At 36.1% G+C, this 14,288-nt stretch carries 8 protein-coding genes; 5 read left to right on the top strand and 3 right to left on the bottom strand.

What is annotated here, in order from left to right; translation table 11 throughout:
• Positions 1-35: 35 nt before the first annotated feature.
• Positions 36-671 carry a hypothetical protein gene (locus MYP_RS07585; RefSeq protein ID WP_045460759.1) on the bottom strand — a complete coding sequence of 212 codons (636 nt, stop codon included), beginning with the start codon at positions 669-671 and terminating at the stop codon, positions 36-38.
• A gap of 322 nt (positions 672-993) precedes the next feature.
• Here MYP_RS07585 and MYP_RS07580 point away from each other — a divergent pair, with 322 nt between their 5' ends.
• The 3 genes from MYP_RS07580 (at position 994) to MYP_RS07570 (ending at position 7,486) form a co-directional block, all read left to right on the top strand.
• Positions 994-4,053 (top strand): WGR domain-containing protein, encoded by a 3,060-nt coding sequence (locus MYP_RS07580; RefSeq protein ID WP_045460757.1) that lies wholly within the window; start codon positions 994-996, stop codon positions 4,051-4,053.
• A 3-nt stretch (positions 4,054-4,056) separates the two neighbouring features.
• A complete protein-coding gene (locus MYP_RS07575) occupies positions 4,057-5,700 on the top strand; it encodes an SWIM zinc finger family protein (protein ID WP_045460755.1) in 1,644 nt (547 codons plus the stop codon).
• Between the two features lie 232 nt (positions 5,701-5,932).
• Positions 5,933-7,486 carry a reverse transcriptase family protein gene (locus MYP_RS07570; protein WP_197060033.1) on the top strand — a complete coding sequence of 518 codons (1,554 nt, stop codon included), beginning with the start codon at positions 5,933-5,935 and terminating at the stop codon, positions 7,484-7,486.
• An 87-nt stretch (positions 7,487-7,573) separates the two neighbouring features.
• Here MYP_RS07570 and MYP_RS07565 read toward each other — a convergent pair whose 3' ends face one another.
• The gene (locus MYP_RS07565) at positions 7,574-8,998 is read right to left on the bottom strand and encodes an RtcB family protein (protein ID WP_045460750.1); all 1,425 of its coding nucleotides are present in this window, start codon (positions 8,996-8,998) and stop codon (positions 7,574-7,576) included.
• A gap of 320 nt (positions 8,999-9,318) precedes the next feature.
• Here MYP_RS07565 and MYP_RS07560 point away from each other — a divergent pair, with 320 nt between their 5' ends.
• Together MYP_RS07560 and MYP_RS07555 are read left to right on the top strand one after the other, a co-directional pair.
• Positions 9,319-11,067: a phytanoyl-CoA dioxygenase family protein gene (locus MYP_RS07560; RefSeq protein ID WP_045460747.1), complete on the top strand. Its 1,749-nt coding sequence runs from the start codon at positions 9,319-9,321 to the stop codon at positions 11,065-11,067.
• A 196-nt stretch (positions 11,068-11,263) separates the two neighbouring features.
• The gene (locus MYP_RS07555) at positions 11,264-12,871 is read left to right on the top strand and encodes a DUF4139 domain-containing protein (protein ID WP_045460744.1); all 1,608 of its coding nucleotides are present in this window, start codon (positions 11,264-11,266) and stop codon (positions 12,869-12,871) included.
• 280 nt (positions 12,872-13,151) lie between these two features.
• Here MYP_RS07555 and MYP_RS07550 read toward each other — a convergent pair whose 3' ends face one another.
• Positions 13,152-14,282: an AI-2E family transporter gene (locus tag MYP_RS07550; RefSeq protein ID WP_081990430.1), complete on the bottom strand. Its 1,131-nt coding sequence runs from the start codon at positions 14,280-14,282 to the stop codon at positions 13,152-13,154.
• Between the last annotated feature and the right edge of the window lie 6 nt (positions 14,283-14,288).

Below are 14,288 nucleotides of genomic sequence, written 5' to 3'. Positions count from 1 at the left end.
TTTATAAGAGTTGTTAATATGTGTTTAGTATTAGTTTATCTTTCGGAATCGTATGGCTCAGCGATATAGTAATCACCACCTTTGATATATTCAATTAAAAGTGCTGAGCTCCCCTTTAACATCTGTTTACCAGGATAGGTCCTGATATTAACCCTGATAGGATCTCCATTTCTATTGATCTCACCCTGACCATTTCTTTCCGAAGTAGCTTCCACAAAAACCATACAGATAGCACCGGTATAATCACTAACGGTTTCTGCCTCTTCTGTATTTAACTTCAGCAAACTATATATTTTCGCGAGCGGAATCGAGATGATGCGCGTTACAATAAAAGACCCGATGATTGCAGGAAGATATATAATCAAGGCAAAAAATAAGGAAGAATTTCCCAGATAATAATTTGTCAATATTGTAATCATCCAGAAAAAGAGTACAAAAAAACTGATCACAATGGCAATTGGAAGATCTCCGAAATCAAAGGTTTTTCCTAATATTGAATCAGAATCAGTTTCAACTTCAACATGTCCCTTATCCAGTTCTGCATCCCCACTCAACATTTCCAGATCAAATATCCCAATCAGGTTTATAACCCAGTAAAACAATACCAGAAGAAGTAAAATTGTAACTGGTAAATTTGAATTTTTAAAAGATTCAGTTAATAACTCATTCATTGATTCAGAATTGTATTTTGATTACGATTATATGACAAAAAGGTTAATATATAAATGGTTAAAAGTTATTCTTACCTCAACTAAAAATGATAATCAAATATATACAAAAAGAACTATAAAATTTAAATTTTTTCAAGAAAAAATAAACGGTTCATTTTTCCTAACTTAAACTTCTTTAACAACGTCGATTCCAACTTTATAACTTACTTCCAAACGAAAAAATTGCTATTTATTGGAAATTGCTATACATATTAACTACTTTGTCACTTCATATTTTGAATGATATTGATTTTTAATCAGAAAACTTTTAATTCTAATTTGTTTGAAACTGATAAAGCAAATAAAATTATACTTTCAGGAAGGAACCTCGGACAAAGTATATGAAATTGACCTTTGCGAATCCGGAGGAGGATTTCTGGTTAATTTCAGATATGGAAGAAGAGGCGCAACCCTGAAAGAAGGTACCAAAACTATTTTTCCTGTTGACCTGCAGGAAGCAAATAAAGTTTTTGATGCGCTGGAAAAGGAAAAAAGAAGCAAGGGATATTCCACAGAAGGTGAGCCAATGGGGATTGTCAGTAAGCCTGTTCAAGGCGCAAAAGACAATGACCGCAGAAAGAAAGCCATTCTTAAAATTTTAAAGAATGCAGTAGATGGTGATCAACCCGAAAACTGGCCTTTGTCAAGAGTATTCTGGAGAGCAGGCGAACTCAATATACATGAAGCAATTCCCTTAATTCAAAAATTGACAGACCTTTCTGACAACATTTCCGTTTATTCTGCAATATGGACAATCGGAAAATGCGGTAATTCAAACTCAGCCTCTTTTCTTAAGTCATTGCAACAGAATCATGACTATCCTCAACATGTAAATGATATCATATCAGAAGCTTTATTCAGGATATCAGATCCTGCAGAGAGAAAAACAGCCGGAGAGTATCTTCTTGCAACACTTCCAGAACATATAAAGAAATTATTGCTGGTAGGAAATTATTCAGGGCTTCATATTCAATTAAAGGAATTACTCTTTAAAACCCAATCAACATCCAACGAGTATCTGTCTTCCCTTTATCGTTTATCTCATGATAATAGAGAATTAAAGAGAATATTATCACGTATAATCAATAATGTTCCTCTTACCTACAATTATTTCAAACATATCAGACATATCTTTAAAATGGCTGAGATGTGGGAAGATTATGAAACTTTTGGGATCATAACAAAAAATATTGATAAACATTCTCCAGGTCCATACAGTGATAAAGGAGCTTTTAGCAGTAAAACCAAAAGGTATCTTTCTGCAAGAGTAGTCAGATCACTTAAGAGGCTTGGTGAAGTTAAATCTTCATCGTATAAGGAAATGGCTTGTGGAGTATTATTGGCTTTTGATGATAGCAAAGACAGCAAACCTTCCTATCATCGCTCCACCTATACTTATGTATATAACAAGCAAACCAAAAGGCACGATGTAATTGAGACAAAAACATATTTCGAAGCTAATGCTATATACAAAGCATATAATTTCATACTCTTTCAAAACAGTCCAAGATACTCTTTGGGCCCAAGCGGATGGCAATGTATAGAGCCTTATATTCCAGGTAATGAAGCGCCATTACAAAGAGAAGAGGCCTTTCCCGAACTCTGGGACACCGCGGCAAATGAAGTTATAAAGCTCTTATCGTGCTCAAGATCTTTACAGGTACATGAGTTTGCATTAAAGGTATTTAAAGCAAACCCCGAATTCGCTAATCAGCTTACAACAGAAAATATTGTAGATATTCTGAATGCTGCTTTTGAGATAACAAGAAAGGTTGGATTGGAAGAAGCTATGAAAGCTTATAATTCCGCTAATCCTGACACACAACTTCTAATCGGGATGCTTCAAAGTCCTCTTGAAGAAGCCAGCATTCAGGCTTTGCAATGGATTGAAGAGCAGAAACAAGTATTCATAAGTAATTCAGAATTCGTTACTGAATTGATTTTCCTTAGGAATTCTTTCATACAAACCAAAGTAAGGTCACTACTAATCTCAGCAAACATTCCTGATCAACAAGCTGAAATAGTCATTGGGAAAATACTTGCTACCATTATCCAGACTGAAGTTCGATCGGAAGAAGATAAGCTCTTTATTTCACATACAGGTCAAACAATGCTGGATATATTCGGAAACCAGCTTGATTTTATAGGAACAGATATCATCAAAGATCTGCTTCAACATTTTTCACCGGAAGTACATGCCATTGCAGGTTCTATACTGGTACACAAAAAACTAAATCCTGAACTTATTCCTAGTGAACTCCTTCAAGCTCTTTTAAAATCAGAAAATGAAAAAGCGAGAACTGCAGGTATCGAGCTGTTAGGAAGATTTCCTGAAACTTCTCTGATAGAAAAAAAAGAACTCCTTATCAGCTTTTGTTTATCACCACTTCCGGATGTACGAAATGCAGTAAAACCAATCATTGCAAATCTCACGAAGGCATACCCTGCATTCGGGAATGAGCTTATCGACTTGTTTGTTCCCGCATTTCTGATGAAGGAAACTTATGAAGGGGTACATCATGATTTACTTAACCTCTTAATAACGGAGCTTTCTGGCAGCTTGTCATACATCAATAAAAATCAGGGACTTTTACTCCTTCATTCAAAATTTAAATCTGCACAGTTACTTGGTGCTGCTTTACTAAAAATGACAATCAGAGAAGAGGAATTATCAATCTCTGAAATTGTGAAGATTTCGGGTAATCCAAATGAAGAGATAAGAAAGTATGCGTGGAACTACTACAATAACAACCATCTCAGGATAAAGGAAAATAAAGAAGAAGCATTAAGGATTGTAGATTCTGACTGGGAAGACACAAGAAACTTTGCTTTTGATTATTTCAGAAATACATTCAAACAAGAAGACTGGTCTGCTGAAAACCTTATTGCTCTTTGCGACAGCACAAGAGAAACTGTTCAAAACTTTGGAAAGGAAATGATTACCAAATCCTTTAAGATCGAAGACGGAGAAGAATATTTATTAAAATTAAGTCAGCACCCGGATACAAGATTGCAGCTATTTACTTCATCATATCTTGAAACATACGCCGGAGACAAACCAGATGTAATTGAAAAACTGAAGCTATATTTTGTCACCTTACTTTCTCAGGTAAATAAAGGGAAAGTAGCAAAATTGCGCGCACTGGATTTTCTGAAAAAAGAAGCTATGAAAAATGAAACCGTTGCACAAACTGCATCAGAAATTCTGAATAGAGCTTCAGGGTCTATGGCTATTTCAGAAAAAGCCGGATGTATTGACATACTCAGAGATATCCGGAAAAAATATCCTTCATTGCATAACTTTGTTAAAGTAGTTGATTATTCTGAATATGTAAAGAAATAAGGGATGGAATTCAATTATAAATTTAAAGGAGATACCACGGTTAAAAATACATCAGGCTCTACAAGCATGAATTTCGCACCTGATATATACCGAGAACCAACCTACTTCTCCGGGTATCTTAACAAACATATTCCGTTCAGAGAAGCCATATCTGCACTTCATGACATAGTAGTTTCTGATTTCCGTTTTAAACCTAAAGATAAAACAGACTATAAGACATGGGCAAAAGAGCAGGAAGATATCTGGCTTGCACAATATTTAGGAGGAGCAGAAGACGTAGAGCAAAAACTTAAAGGCATAAGGGTAGAGCTAGAAAAAGTAAGAAGGGAAAAATACAATGTAATGGAGCCCTTCTACAAAGCTCAAAACAAATATTTCCAGTACCTCTACCGGACCAGCCCGGAATTGATGAGGGTTTATGATCCCGTCATAACAGTTCATCCTGATGAATTATTTTTTGAATGTTTCAGTCAGGACGAATCTTCTTACGGCAAGCTTGGATGTAACTACAATGTATTTAAAAATTTAAGTGAGTTTAAGTGCGGTACAACCAATATTGATTATTCTTCCAGTCTGTATAATGAATTTCAGAAGATAAGAGAATATAAAGATACACATTTCAACATAGATCCTTCCGGATTTGAAGTTCAGACTACTGCAGAAGAAAGCTATAAAGAAGTGAAGATTGATGTACCGGCAAGCTGGGTAAGAGGATTTCTTCAGGTGAGCTCTGCAATGTCTATTCCGGCAACATCTTTCGAATTGCATCCAATGGATGTTTACAACATCTGCTTTATACTCAAAAGACATAAAGAAAAAGAAGGACCAAGATACATCCGATATATTCTGAAGCCTGGGGAACCTGTAAGAATGATTTTTGAACCCTGGAACTACGAGATCAAATGCCTCAGATCTATTTACACTGGTAATGAACCCAAAGAAATAAAAGTATGGGGAAGAAGAAGATTATTACTCTTAGAAAGATTAATACCTGTAACAAATTCTATTAAAGTAGTTCTTTTAGGTTCAGGGCTTCCCTCCTTTTACATAGCAGATTTAGGTGAAATGAATTTCACACTTGGCTTGTCCGGCTGGACTGCCAATGACTGGTCACGCATGGGCAACTTTGATCTTCTTGCTCCGAGAGCAGAAGCTGATGCCATGACCATGCAAAAGGTTTTTATCGGACTAAAAGAAAAGTGGGTTGAAAAGCCGGAAGTACTGGCTTCAAGACTACAACTGGACAAATCGCTTGTCCTTGGAGCTTTGTCCGCGTTTACCCAACAGGGAAAGGCTATTTATGATCTCAACAATAATTGTTATCGGATAAGAGAGATTTCAAGAGAAACATTACCCCTTGAAGCATTAAGATTTTCTAATGCAAGAGAAGAAAAAGCCAATAGGTTCTTTGACAACCGGAGCATCCAATTCAAAGCAGATGTATCCGAAGGAAAGCAAAAGTTGACAGGAACCGTTAAAGAGGATAACAAAACGTATAACCCAGAACTTGTGATTGATAGTGATGAAAGAATTGTAAGCGGGAAGTGTAGTTGTAATTTCTTTCATCAAAATAAGTTGATGCAGGGACCATGTGAGCATATGCTTGCATTGAGAATTGCATTCAGAAAGAAACAAAATTTGTATTAAAGTTTGTAACAGATAAATTTAAAATTTAGCTTTGTAATGGTAGTGGCAGGGTATTAAAATCTTGCAACCCGGGCTGTGTATCACAGTCCTTGTACACAGCTTACTAACGCGCCACCGGCTCGTTCTTAACTGTGCGATCCTGCCACTATATGCTCATTTCCGGTAAGAATTCCAGGAATTGAAATAAGCATATAGTGACGTCTCGCTGGAGTTGACCAATCCGGTCCTCAGAATGACGAAGAATGTCCTGTACACTACCATTTTTTATACTTCTATGGTCAACACAGAAAACTCTCAGCCAACCAGACAGCAGTTGTACGAGCGCATCAAAGCAAGCGGCAGAAATGCTGTCATACTTGAAGAGATGAAGCGTCTGGGCTTCTGGAAAAGTGATGAAGGAGTTTCGGAAATTCCGGAAATGCTGATCCACAAAGAGGCTGACCTTATCAAAGAACTGAATAAATTACTTCAGCAGCAGCGGATTTATCAAAACAGAGAAGAAGCGCTTAAACAGGTAAGGAAAGCGAGGCTTGAGCAATCCAGAAAAAAAAGAGAAGAAAACAAAATTCTCAGAAAGCAAAAAAGGGAAGCCAAAGCTGCACGATGGAAAGAACTTAAAGATAAAAATATCATTTATCTTGGAGAGAAAGTTTCTAAAGGTCTGAATAATCAAGTAAGCGATAGCAACAAGCTTTTAAAATACCAGTTGCCTGTATTTCAAACAGCAGAAGAGTTATCCGCTGCCATGAAGATAACGATCGGTGAACTAAAGTTTCTTTCTTATAATAGAACAATCAGTAAAATCAATCATTACAGAAGGTTTTACATACCTAAAAAAACAGGAGGCAAACGTCTTATCTCCACTCCTATGCCAAGGCTTAAAAAAGCTCAGCACTGGATACTTGAAAACATACTTAATAAAATAGATGCAACAGAATCTGCACATGGTTTTATAAAGAAAAGATCTATCGTCAGCAATGCTTTACCACATGTAAAAGCAGAGGTAGTTGTGAATATAGATCTTAAAGATTTCTTCCCTTCTATCAACTATCGAAGGGTAAAAGGTTTGTTTATTGCATTGGGTTATTCAGAACAGATTTCAACAATATTTGCATTGATCTGTACTGAACCCGATTGTGATCAGGTGGAACTGGACGGAGAAACATACTATGCCGCAGGAAGTGAAAGATTCCTCCCGCAAGGCGCTCCAACAAGCCCTGCGATCACTAATCTTATTTGTCGTAAACTTGATAAGAGATTAAAAGGTATTGCTTATAAACTTCATTTCAATTACACAAGATATGCAGACGATCTTACTTTCTCTGCTTCAGGAATAGCAACATCTAATACTTCAACTCTTTTAGGTTTTGTTAAAAAAATAATCAAAGATGAAAAGCTTTATATTAATCCTGATAAGCTTCGTGTGCTGCGGAAAGGAGCGAGAAAGGAAGTAACAGGAATTATAGTAAATGATAAACCAAGTTTATGCAGAAAGGAATTGGATAAATTCAGAGCCCTGTTGCATCAAATAGAAAAAGAAGGAACAATAAAAGGAAAACACTGGAACAACAGCACCAACCTTCTTGCTTCAATAAAAGGATATGCCAACTTTGTAAAGATGGTTAATCCGGAGAAAGGAAAACCATTGGAAGAAAGGGTAAAAAAAATACTTGAAACGCATCGTTACAAACATGTAATAAAACATAAACCAAAGGTCCCGGAAGCTCCTGATAGCAAAATCAATCCGGAAGCAATAAAGAAGAAACCCTGGTGGAAATTCTGGTAATCTTGAAGTCATGTAGACATAAAAAAAGGATCATTACTATCATGATCCTTTTTTTTCTAATAGGAGTCCTTGACCAACAAAATCTTTTTAATCAACCTCCTGAAACTTCTCATCTCCACACATTCTAACGATTTTCGGTAAGAACACTCCTACAACTTCAACAAGATCTTTCTGAGCTTCCATAACAGTCCTGATGTCTTTATAAGCCATCGGTGCTTCGTCCAACCCAGAGCCAATCAATTCAACGCCTGCCTTTTGTAATTGCTGCTTTACCGTCTCCGGCTTAAGAGTATTCTTAGCCTGCGTTCTGGACATTGCACGTCCCGCACCATGGGAAGCAGAGTTAACAGATGCTTCATCACCTTTACCTCTTACCACATAACCCGGAGCAGTCATAGAACCTGGAATAATACCCAATACACCTTTGCCAGCAGGGGTTGCTCCCTTTCTATGAACGATTACATCATTGCCTTTCTCATCCTTTTCTTTCCATGCAAAATTATGATGGTTCTCAATCATAGCAACAGGATTGGTTCTTAAGCCAATAGCCATTCTTTCATGGATCTGATGATGACAGGCTGATGCATAATCTCCTGCAAGATTCATGGCAAGCCAGTACTCTTGCCCTGCTTCAGTATCAAGATCAAGCCAGGCAAGGTGTTTAGCTTCCTGAGGCAACTTGCAAGTTTCCATTGCCAGTTTTGTATAATAATTTGCAATCGTTGCTCCCATTCCTCTTGAGCCTGAGTGCGACAAGAGTGATAAATACTTTCCAGGAGCGATATTCCATTCATTATTAGAATCTACCACCTCAACTATACCAAATTCCACAAAGTGGTTTCCACCACCTGATGATCCAAGTTGAGCATATGCCCTTTCTTTGAGACCTCTCAGAATTTCAATTTCAGAGAAAAGGGGATTTGAAATAATTTCATGATCTTTGGGCTTCTTAAAAGTAGCTCTGCCGAACATAGTATTATTAACAAGCATCTTCATCAGATCTCCTTTTCCTGTTTCTACATAACCTGCGGGTATATCAAAAATGGACATACACATACGACATCCGATATCCACACCTACACCATAAGGTATTACTGTATTTCTTGTAGCAAGGACTCCACCTATTGGTAGTCCATACCCCTGATGTGCATCAGGCATTAAAGCACCTGCAATGGAAACAGGAAGTCTCATGGCTGTGTCCATCTGTTTGATAGCTCCCGCTTCAATTCCTTCTTTTCCATAGATTTTATATAAACGAGGAGAAGGTAAAAGTTCGATTATCTCATCCTTTTTATTCGGTTTCAGCAATTCTTCAGCAATAAAAGACGTTTTTAAATCATTAAGAAAATCTGATGGAGAAGCCAAAACATTTTTCATTATGTCAAGCACTTCGTCCGGCTCCATTAAGGAGTACTCTTTTTGAATAACCTCCAGAGCTATACCAATTACCTTACCTTCCGGATATCCAATTTCAATTAACTGATTTCCGTTTATTTTCCCTTTATTCTGCATTATTAAATTCCCTCATCTCTTTAATTATTAAAAAAATCTGATCATCTATTTAATAACCAATTATTTAAAACAGAAATTCTTTTAGTATAATTTCTCTTACGAGAGCCCCTCCGCCATTTTGCGGAGAGGGTTTCAAGATTTAAATATCAGTTATTTAAATTATTGAATCAAAATTGAAAAGTCACTACGCATTATTTTTGCGCAGGTGTAAAATATTTTTTTTAAATTTAACATAAGGAGGGAGCTGGAAGGAGTTGATAAACTATGAACAGACAGTACATCTCCTTAAAACTTATAACTTACTACTTACAACTTATATAATGCCAGTAAACCGAAACGCACTGATACGCTATAAGACCATTGACAACTGCTTACAGAATAGGTACAGAAAATGGACACTGGATGACCTGATCGAAGCTTGTTCTGAAGCACTTTATGAATACGAGGGAATTGACAAGGGAATTAGCAAAAGGTCCATCCAAATGGATATTCAGATGATGAGGAGCGATAAACTGGGCTATAATGCTCCTATTATCGTTTTGGATAAAAAATATTATACCTATGAAGACCCAGATTATTCCATCACCAATATCCCATTAACCGGACAGGATTTGAATAAGCTCACTGAAGTGGTAGAATTGTTAAAGCAATTCAGTGGTTTTAGTCATTTTCAGGAACTGAGCGGTATGGTACAGCGACTGGAAGATAAAATACATTCTTCCAAAACCAATAAAAGTTCAGTCATTGATTTTGAAAAAAATGAAAACCTCAAAGGTCTTCAGTATCTGGATAGTTTGTATCAGGCCATTATCAATGAAACACCTTTGAATATTGTATACAAGTCTTTCAAATCAAGAACAGCAAACACCTTGTCCTTTCATCCCTATTTATTAAAAGAATACCGTAACAGATGGTTTGTACTTGGCATCACCAAAAGAGGACAGCCTATGTTAAATCTGGCTCTGGACCGAATCGAAGGATTATCTCCTTCTAATGTATCTTATATAAAATATAAACAGGATGATATCAAGGACTATTTCAAAGACGTAATCGGTGTTTCTGTAAATCCTAATGGTGAGCCCGAAAATGTAATGCTTTTTGTAGATCGGACAAATGCTCCTTATGTAATTACCAAACCCCTTCATCATTCACAGCAAGTCATTGAGACCACTGACAATGGTATAGTAATCTCGTTAAAAGTCCAGCTTAACTTCGAACTGGAAAAAGAAATACTTGGATTTGGAGATGCAGTCAGAGTGATCAAGCCTGAGACTCTGAAAAGAAGAATCAGAGAAAGACTGGCTCATGCGTTGGACTTGTATGATGCGGACCTTACTTCCTCGGGCATAAAAACGGCCTTGCAGAAAGCAGAAGGAAGAGGCTCCGCTATCTTGCAAAATGTATATACTAAAAAAGAAGTCAACAAAATTAAAACTATTATTCAGGAGTATTTTAACAAAACACTTCCAAAAGGAGATAAACAGGTATATGCTATCAGACAATTATTAATTGAAATTCCAGAGCTTAAATCTTTTCTCTTTAATAAAAACTTAAAGAAAATACTTGCCAGCAAAGGAGACAATCTGTTTTTAACCAAAGCCATTTATTTTGATAAACCTCCTGAATCCAACTGGTATGTTACCTGGCATCAGGATATCACGATTAATGTCAATAAAAAAACAGAAACTGTAGGTTATACAGGATGGACTCAAAAAGGCAGTGTAATCAGCGTTTGTCCACCCGAAGACATTCTCAAAAACACTCTGACCATCAGAATCCATCTGGATGACACGGATGAAAGAAATGGTGGATTAAAAATAATCCCTGGATCTCATCAAAAGAAACTCAATAATGATCAGATAGCAACCATCACTCAGAACAGTATGGCACTACCTTGCGAAGTTAAAGCTGGTGGAATACATTTTATGAAACCGCTTTTATTACATGCTTCTTCGAAAGTGACAAATCAGAAACACCGGAGAGTACTTCATCTTGAGTTTAATTCTTTAGAATTACCGGGAGATATGGAATGGGGGGAGAAAGTTGTAAGTAATAAGTTTAAAGTTTAAAGTAGGTAGAGACGCCATGCTGGCGTCTCTCTATCCATCACCAGCATGATTTTATTGGTTTTTGAAACATTTCTTTAAATGCAAAAATTGGCAAAATTATTTTAACAACTATTTTGAACTAATTAACTCAACCTTTTTAAGATCCACTACGCTTACCTTTTTTATTAAAACATAATTAAATAAAAACTATTCAAGTATGAGATCATTTTTCCTGCTTTTCCTTTTATTTTTTTCATTTAAAATACAGGGACAAAAAATTATTGATAACTCTGAAATCAAAGAAGTCAGTGTGTTTTCACAAGGAGCTGAAATCAGCAGAACCTTTAGTATTCAGCTAAATCCGGGGAAAACAGAAATGATCATAACCGGCCTTTCTTCAAATATTGATCCTGCCAGTCTTCATATTTCATCGACACCTATGGTAAAGATTGTTTCCGTTTCAAGCAGAACAGACTTCTCAAACGAATGGAAGCAAACAGAAGAGCTTGGTAAATTGAATGACAGCATTGAAAAAATTAATACAAAGATTGAATATAAAATACTTCAACACGATGCATTGGAAGAAGAAAGGAAATCTCTTCTTGCCAACTCCAAACGTATTGGAAATGCCCAGGGCCTTTCTGTTACCGAACTAGACAATGCTTTGACCTATACAAGAAAAAAGCTGGATGAGATCAATAATCTCTTATTGCAAAGAGAAGACGAGAAACAGCAATTAAATAAAAAACTTCAAAAACTTATAAAACGTCAGAAACAGATATTAAGTGCAGACTCCGCAGCTTCGGCACATATATACCTATTGGCTGAAAGTTCTATACAGCAGAAAGTTACCTTCACACTTAACTACTATGTAAAATCCTGTGGATGGTCTCCCATATTTTCTGTTTTCTATAAAAACATACAGGAGCCTTTAAAACTTGAATACAAAGCCAATATTCTTAATAACTCAGGAGAAAACTGGAACAGTAGTAAAATTTCCCTTCACGCGGGAAATCCTTCCAGATCCCTTACGGCTCCAATATTAGAAACATGGGTATTATCTTATCATCAGAAAAAAAGGACTGGTAAAAACTATGGATATTATGAATCTGGAAATGAAGGTTCTCTGTCTAAAAAGCAAATCAAAAAAGGAGCTACAGAAGAACAGGAAATAGAGTTGGAAGAAGGTGAAATGATCTTTAATATCGAAGGAGAACATACCATTCCTTCTTCAACAAGAGAATACCTCGCTGATATAAAACAAACCATATTGGAAGCCTCCTATTTATTTCAGTCTGTACCAAAGATTGATGCTAAAGCTTATCTAATAGCCAGAATTAAAGACTGGGAAGGATTAAAGCTGATAGAAGGTGAGGTAAACGTTTATCAGAATGGGACTTATACCGGCAAGACTTACCTAGATCCATTGGCTGCCGGTGATTCTCTTGAACTTTCACTTGGCCCCGATCCTGCAATACAAATATCAAGAGTAAAGAAAAAAGATTTCAGTACACGAAAGCTTATAGGATTACAATTAGTGGAAAGTTTCAGTTATGAAATTGATGTGAGAAATCTTAATTCAAAACCCGTTCAGATTGAAATCTTTGATCAGATTCCAATAGCCCAACAGGAAGAAATACAGATATCATTGGAAGAAAAGGATGGGGCTTCTTATATCAAAGAAAATGGTAAACTTACCTGGAAGCTTGATATTCCTGCTTCCATGACTTCTAAAATCAAATTGGGCTACTCTGTTAAATTCCCAAGGGATAAAGTTGTCATTATTAAAAGAACCGGAAGAGTAGTTTGTCCGAGGTTTCATTAGTAGAGAATGAAATAAGAGGCTGTCTAAATAATGGACAGATTAGCTTAAACTCTAAAAGACCTCACCCAAAATCCCTCTCCTGAAGTAAAGGGTTAATGCGTATGTTATTAGTTATATCACTTTTAATTCAACATTTTCTCGGCGATTGTTCCTTCTCCTTTAAGAGAAGGGTTAGGGATGAGGTTTATTGGCTATGATACAGGAACTAAATAATTAATCCTATAAATAAAACAATGACTTTTTTTCAGAAAATTGATTTTGGAAGACAACCTTGTCTTATCTATTTTTTCTTCAACTTTTTTTGTATCCAGTCCTTCAATTTTGTTCCAAATCCCCCACTAGCTTCCTCATCATCTTCTCCAACCAGATATCCGTATGGCTTAAGTACAGGAATATTATCACAGATAATTTTCATGATACCCAGCAATGGAAGAAACAAGACCATCCCGTCAATTCCCCATATTGCCCCTCCTATAAAAATAACTATAATAGAGGCCAAAGCATTTATTCTTATATATCCAGCAACGATTTTTGGTGTCACAAAATTATTATCAATAAACTGTACCACCAGAACCACTCCGATAACTCCCAAAGGATAAATAAATGAATCCTCATATATTAATGCAACAACAAAAGGCAATGCGGCACCTATAAGTGCACCCAGGTAAGGTATAAGATTTAGAACACCACCAAGAAAACCGAAAAATATAGCTTGTTTCAATCCCAAAAGAAGAAATCCTGCTGAAGAAATCACACCATATATGATCATTTCAATTAATAATCCAGACAAGTAATGAATTGAAAGTTTTTTGATTTTATTAATGATGAGATTTACCTGCGCATGTAATTCAGGCTTAAACAGCATCAGAATAAAGTTTTTTATTCTATCTCTGAGTAATAAAAAGAAAAATATATAGATCAGAACAAGAAGAAAATTGCCAAATCCGGTGCTAAGACTCATCAATATTTCTTTAAAAGTATCTCCTGCACCGGAAAGAAATTTCTGAATACCTTCTTTCAGCATCGAATTCTGCTTACTCACAGATATTCTTGTTTCCTGTTCAATAAATTTATTAATCTCAGAATATTTCTCAAGCGCTCTTTTTTTGATAAATGGAAAATCATCACTTAGTTCTATAAGCTGAGAGGTAAACAGGTATATTACACTACTAACGACCAGTAAAATAAGCAAAAGACATATTACTATTGAAATTCCCCGGCTTACCTTTTTTTCTTCGAGTTTATTACAAATTGGCAAAACCAGCATAGCTAGAATACCGGCAAATAGTATGGGTGAAATGATGCCCTGGACATAATAAAGGCCTGAAAAGAAAAAATAGGTGGAAATGACTAATATCGAAAATCGAAAATAAGCGTTATCTGTAAATTTTCTTTCGTTTAAATGTGTCATTTGCTC

It is taken from the genome of Sporocytophaga myxococcoides (assembly GCF_000775915.1).
Lineage (GTDB): Bacteria > Bacteroidota > Bacteroidia > Cytophagales > Cytophagaceae > Sporocytophaga > Sporocytophaga myxococcoides_A.
Note: the sequence above shows the minus strand (reverse complement) of the source record. Positions and strands in the feature narration are given on the sequence as shown.

What these genes read in the sequence shown, in the direction of transcription:
- MYP_RS07565 (WP_045460750.1), bottom strand. Translation starts at nt 8,998, where the DNA reads ATGCAGAATAAAGGGAAAATAAACGGAAATCAGTTAATTGAAATTGGA.
- MYP_RS07560 (WP_045460747.1), top strand. Translation starts at nt 9,319, where the DNA reads ATGCCAGTAAACCGAAACGCACTGATACGCTATAAGACCATTGACAAC.
- MYP_RS07570 (WP_197060033.1), top strand. Translation starts at nt 5,933, where the DNA reads ATGACGAAGAATGTCCTGTACACTACCATTTTTTATACTTCTATGGTC.
- MYP_RS07555 (WP_045460744.1), top strand. Translation starts at nt 11,264, where the DNA reads ATGAGATCATTTTTCCTGCTTTTCCTTTTATTTTTTTCATTTAAAATA.
- MYP_RS07550 (WP_081990430.1), bottom strand. Translation starts at nt 14,282, where the DNA reads ATGACACATTTAAACGAAAGAAAATTTACAGATAACGCTTATTTTCGA.
- MYP_RS07585 (WP_045460759.1), bottom strand. Translation starts at nt 671, where the DNA reads ATGAATGAGTTATTAACTGAATCTTTTAAAAATTCAAATTTACCAGTT.
- MYP_RS07575 (WP_045460755.1), top strand. Translation starts at nt 4,057, where the DNA reads ATGGAATTCAATTATAAATTTAAAGGAGATACCACGGTTAAAAATACA.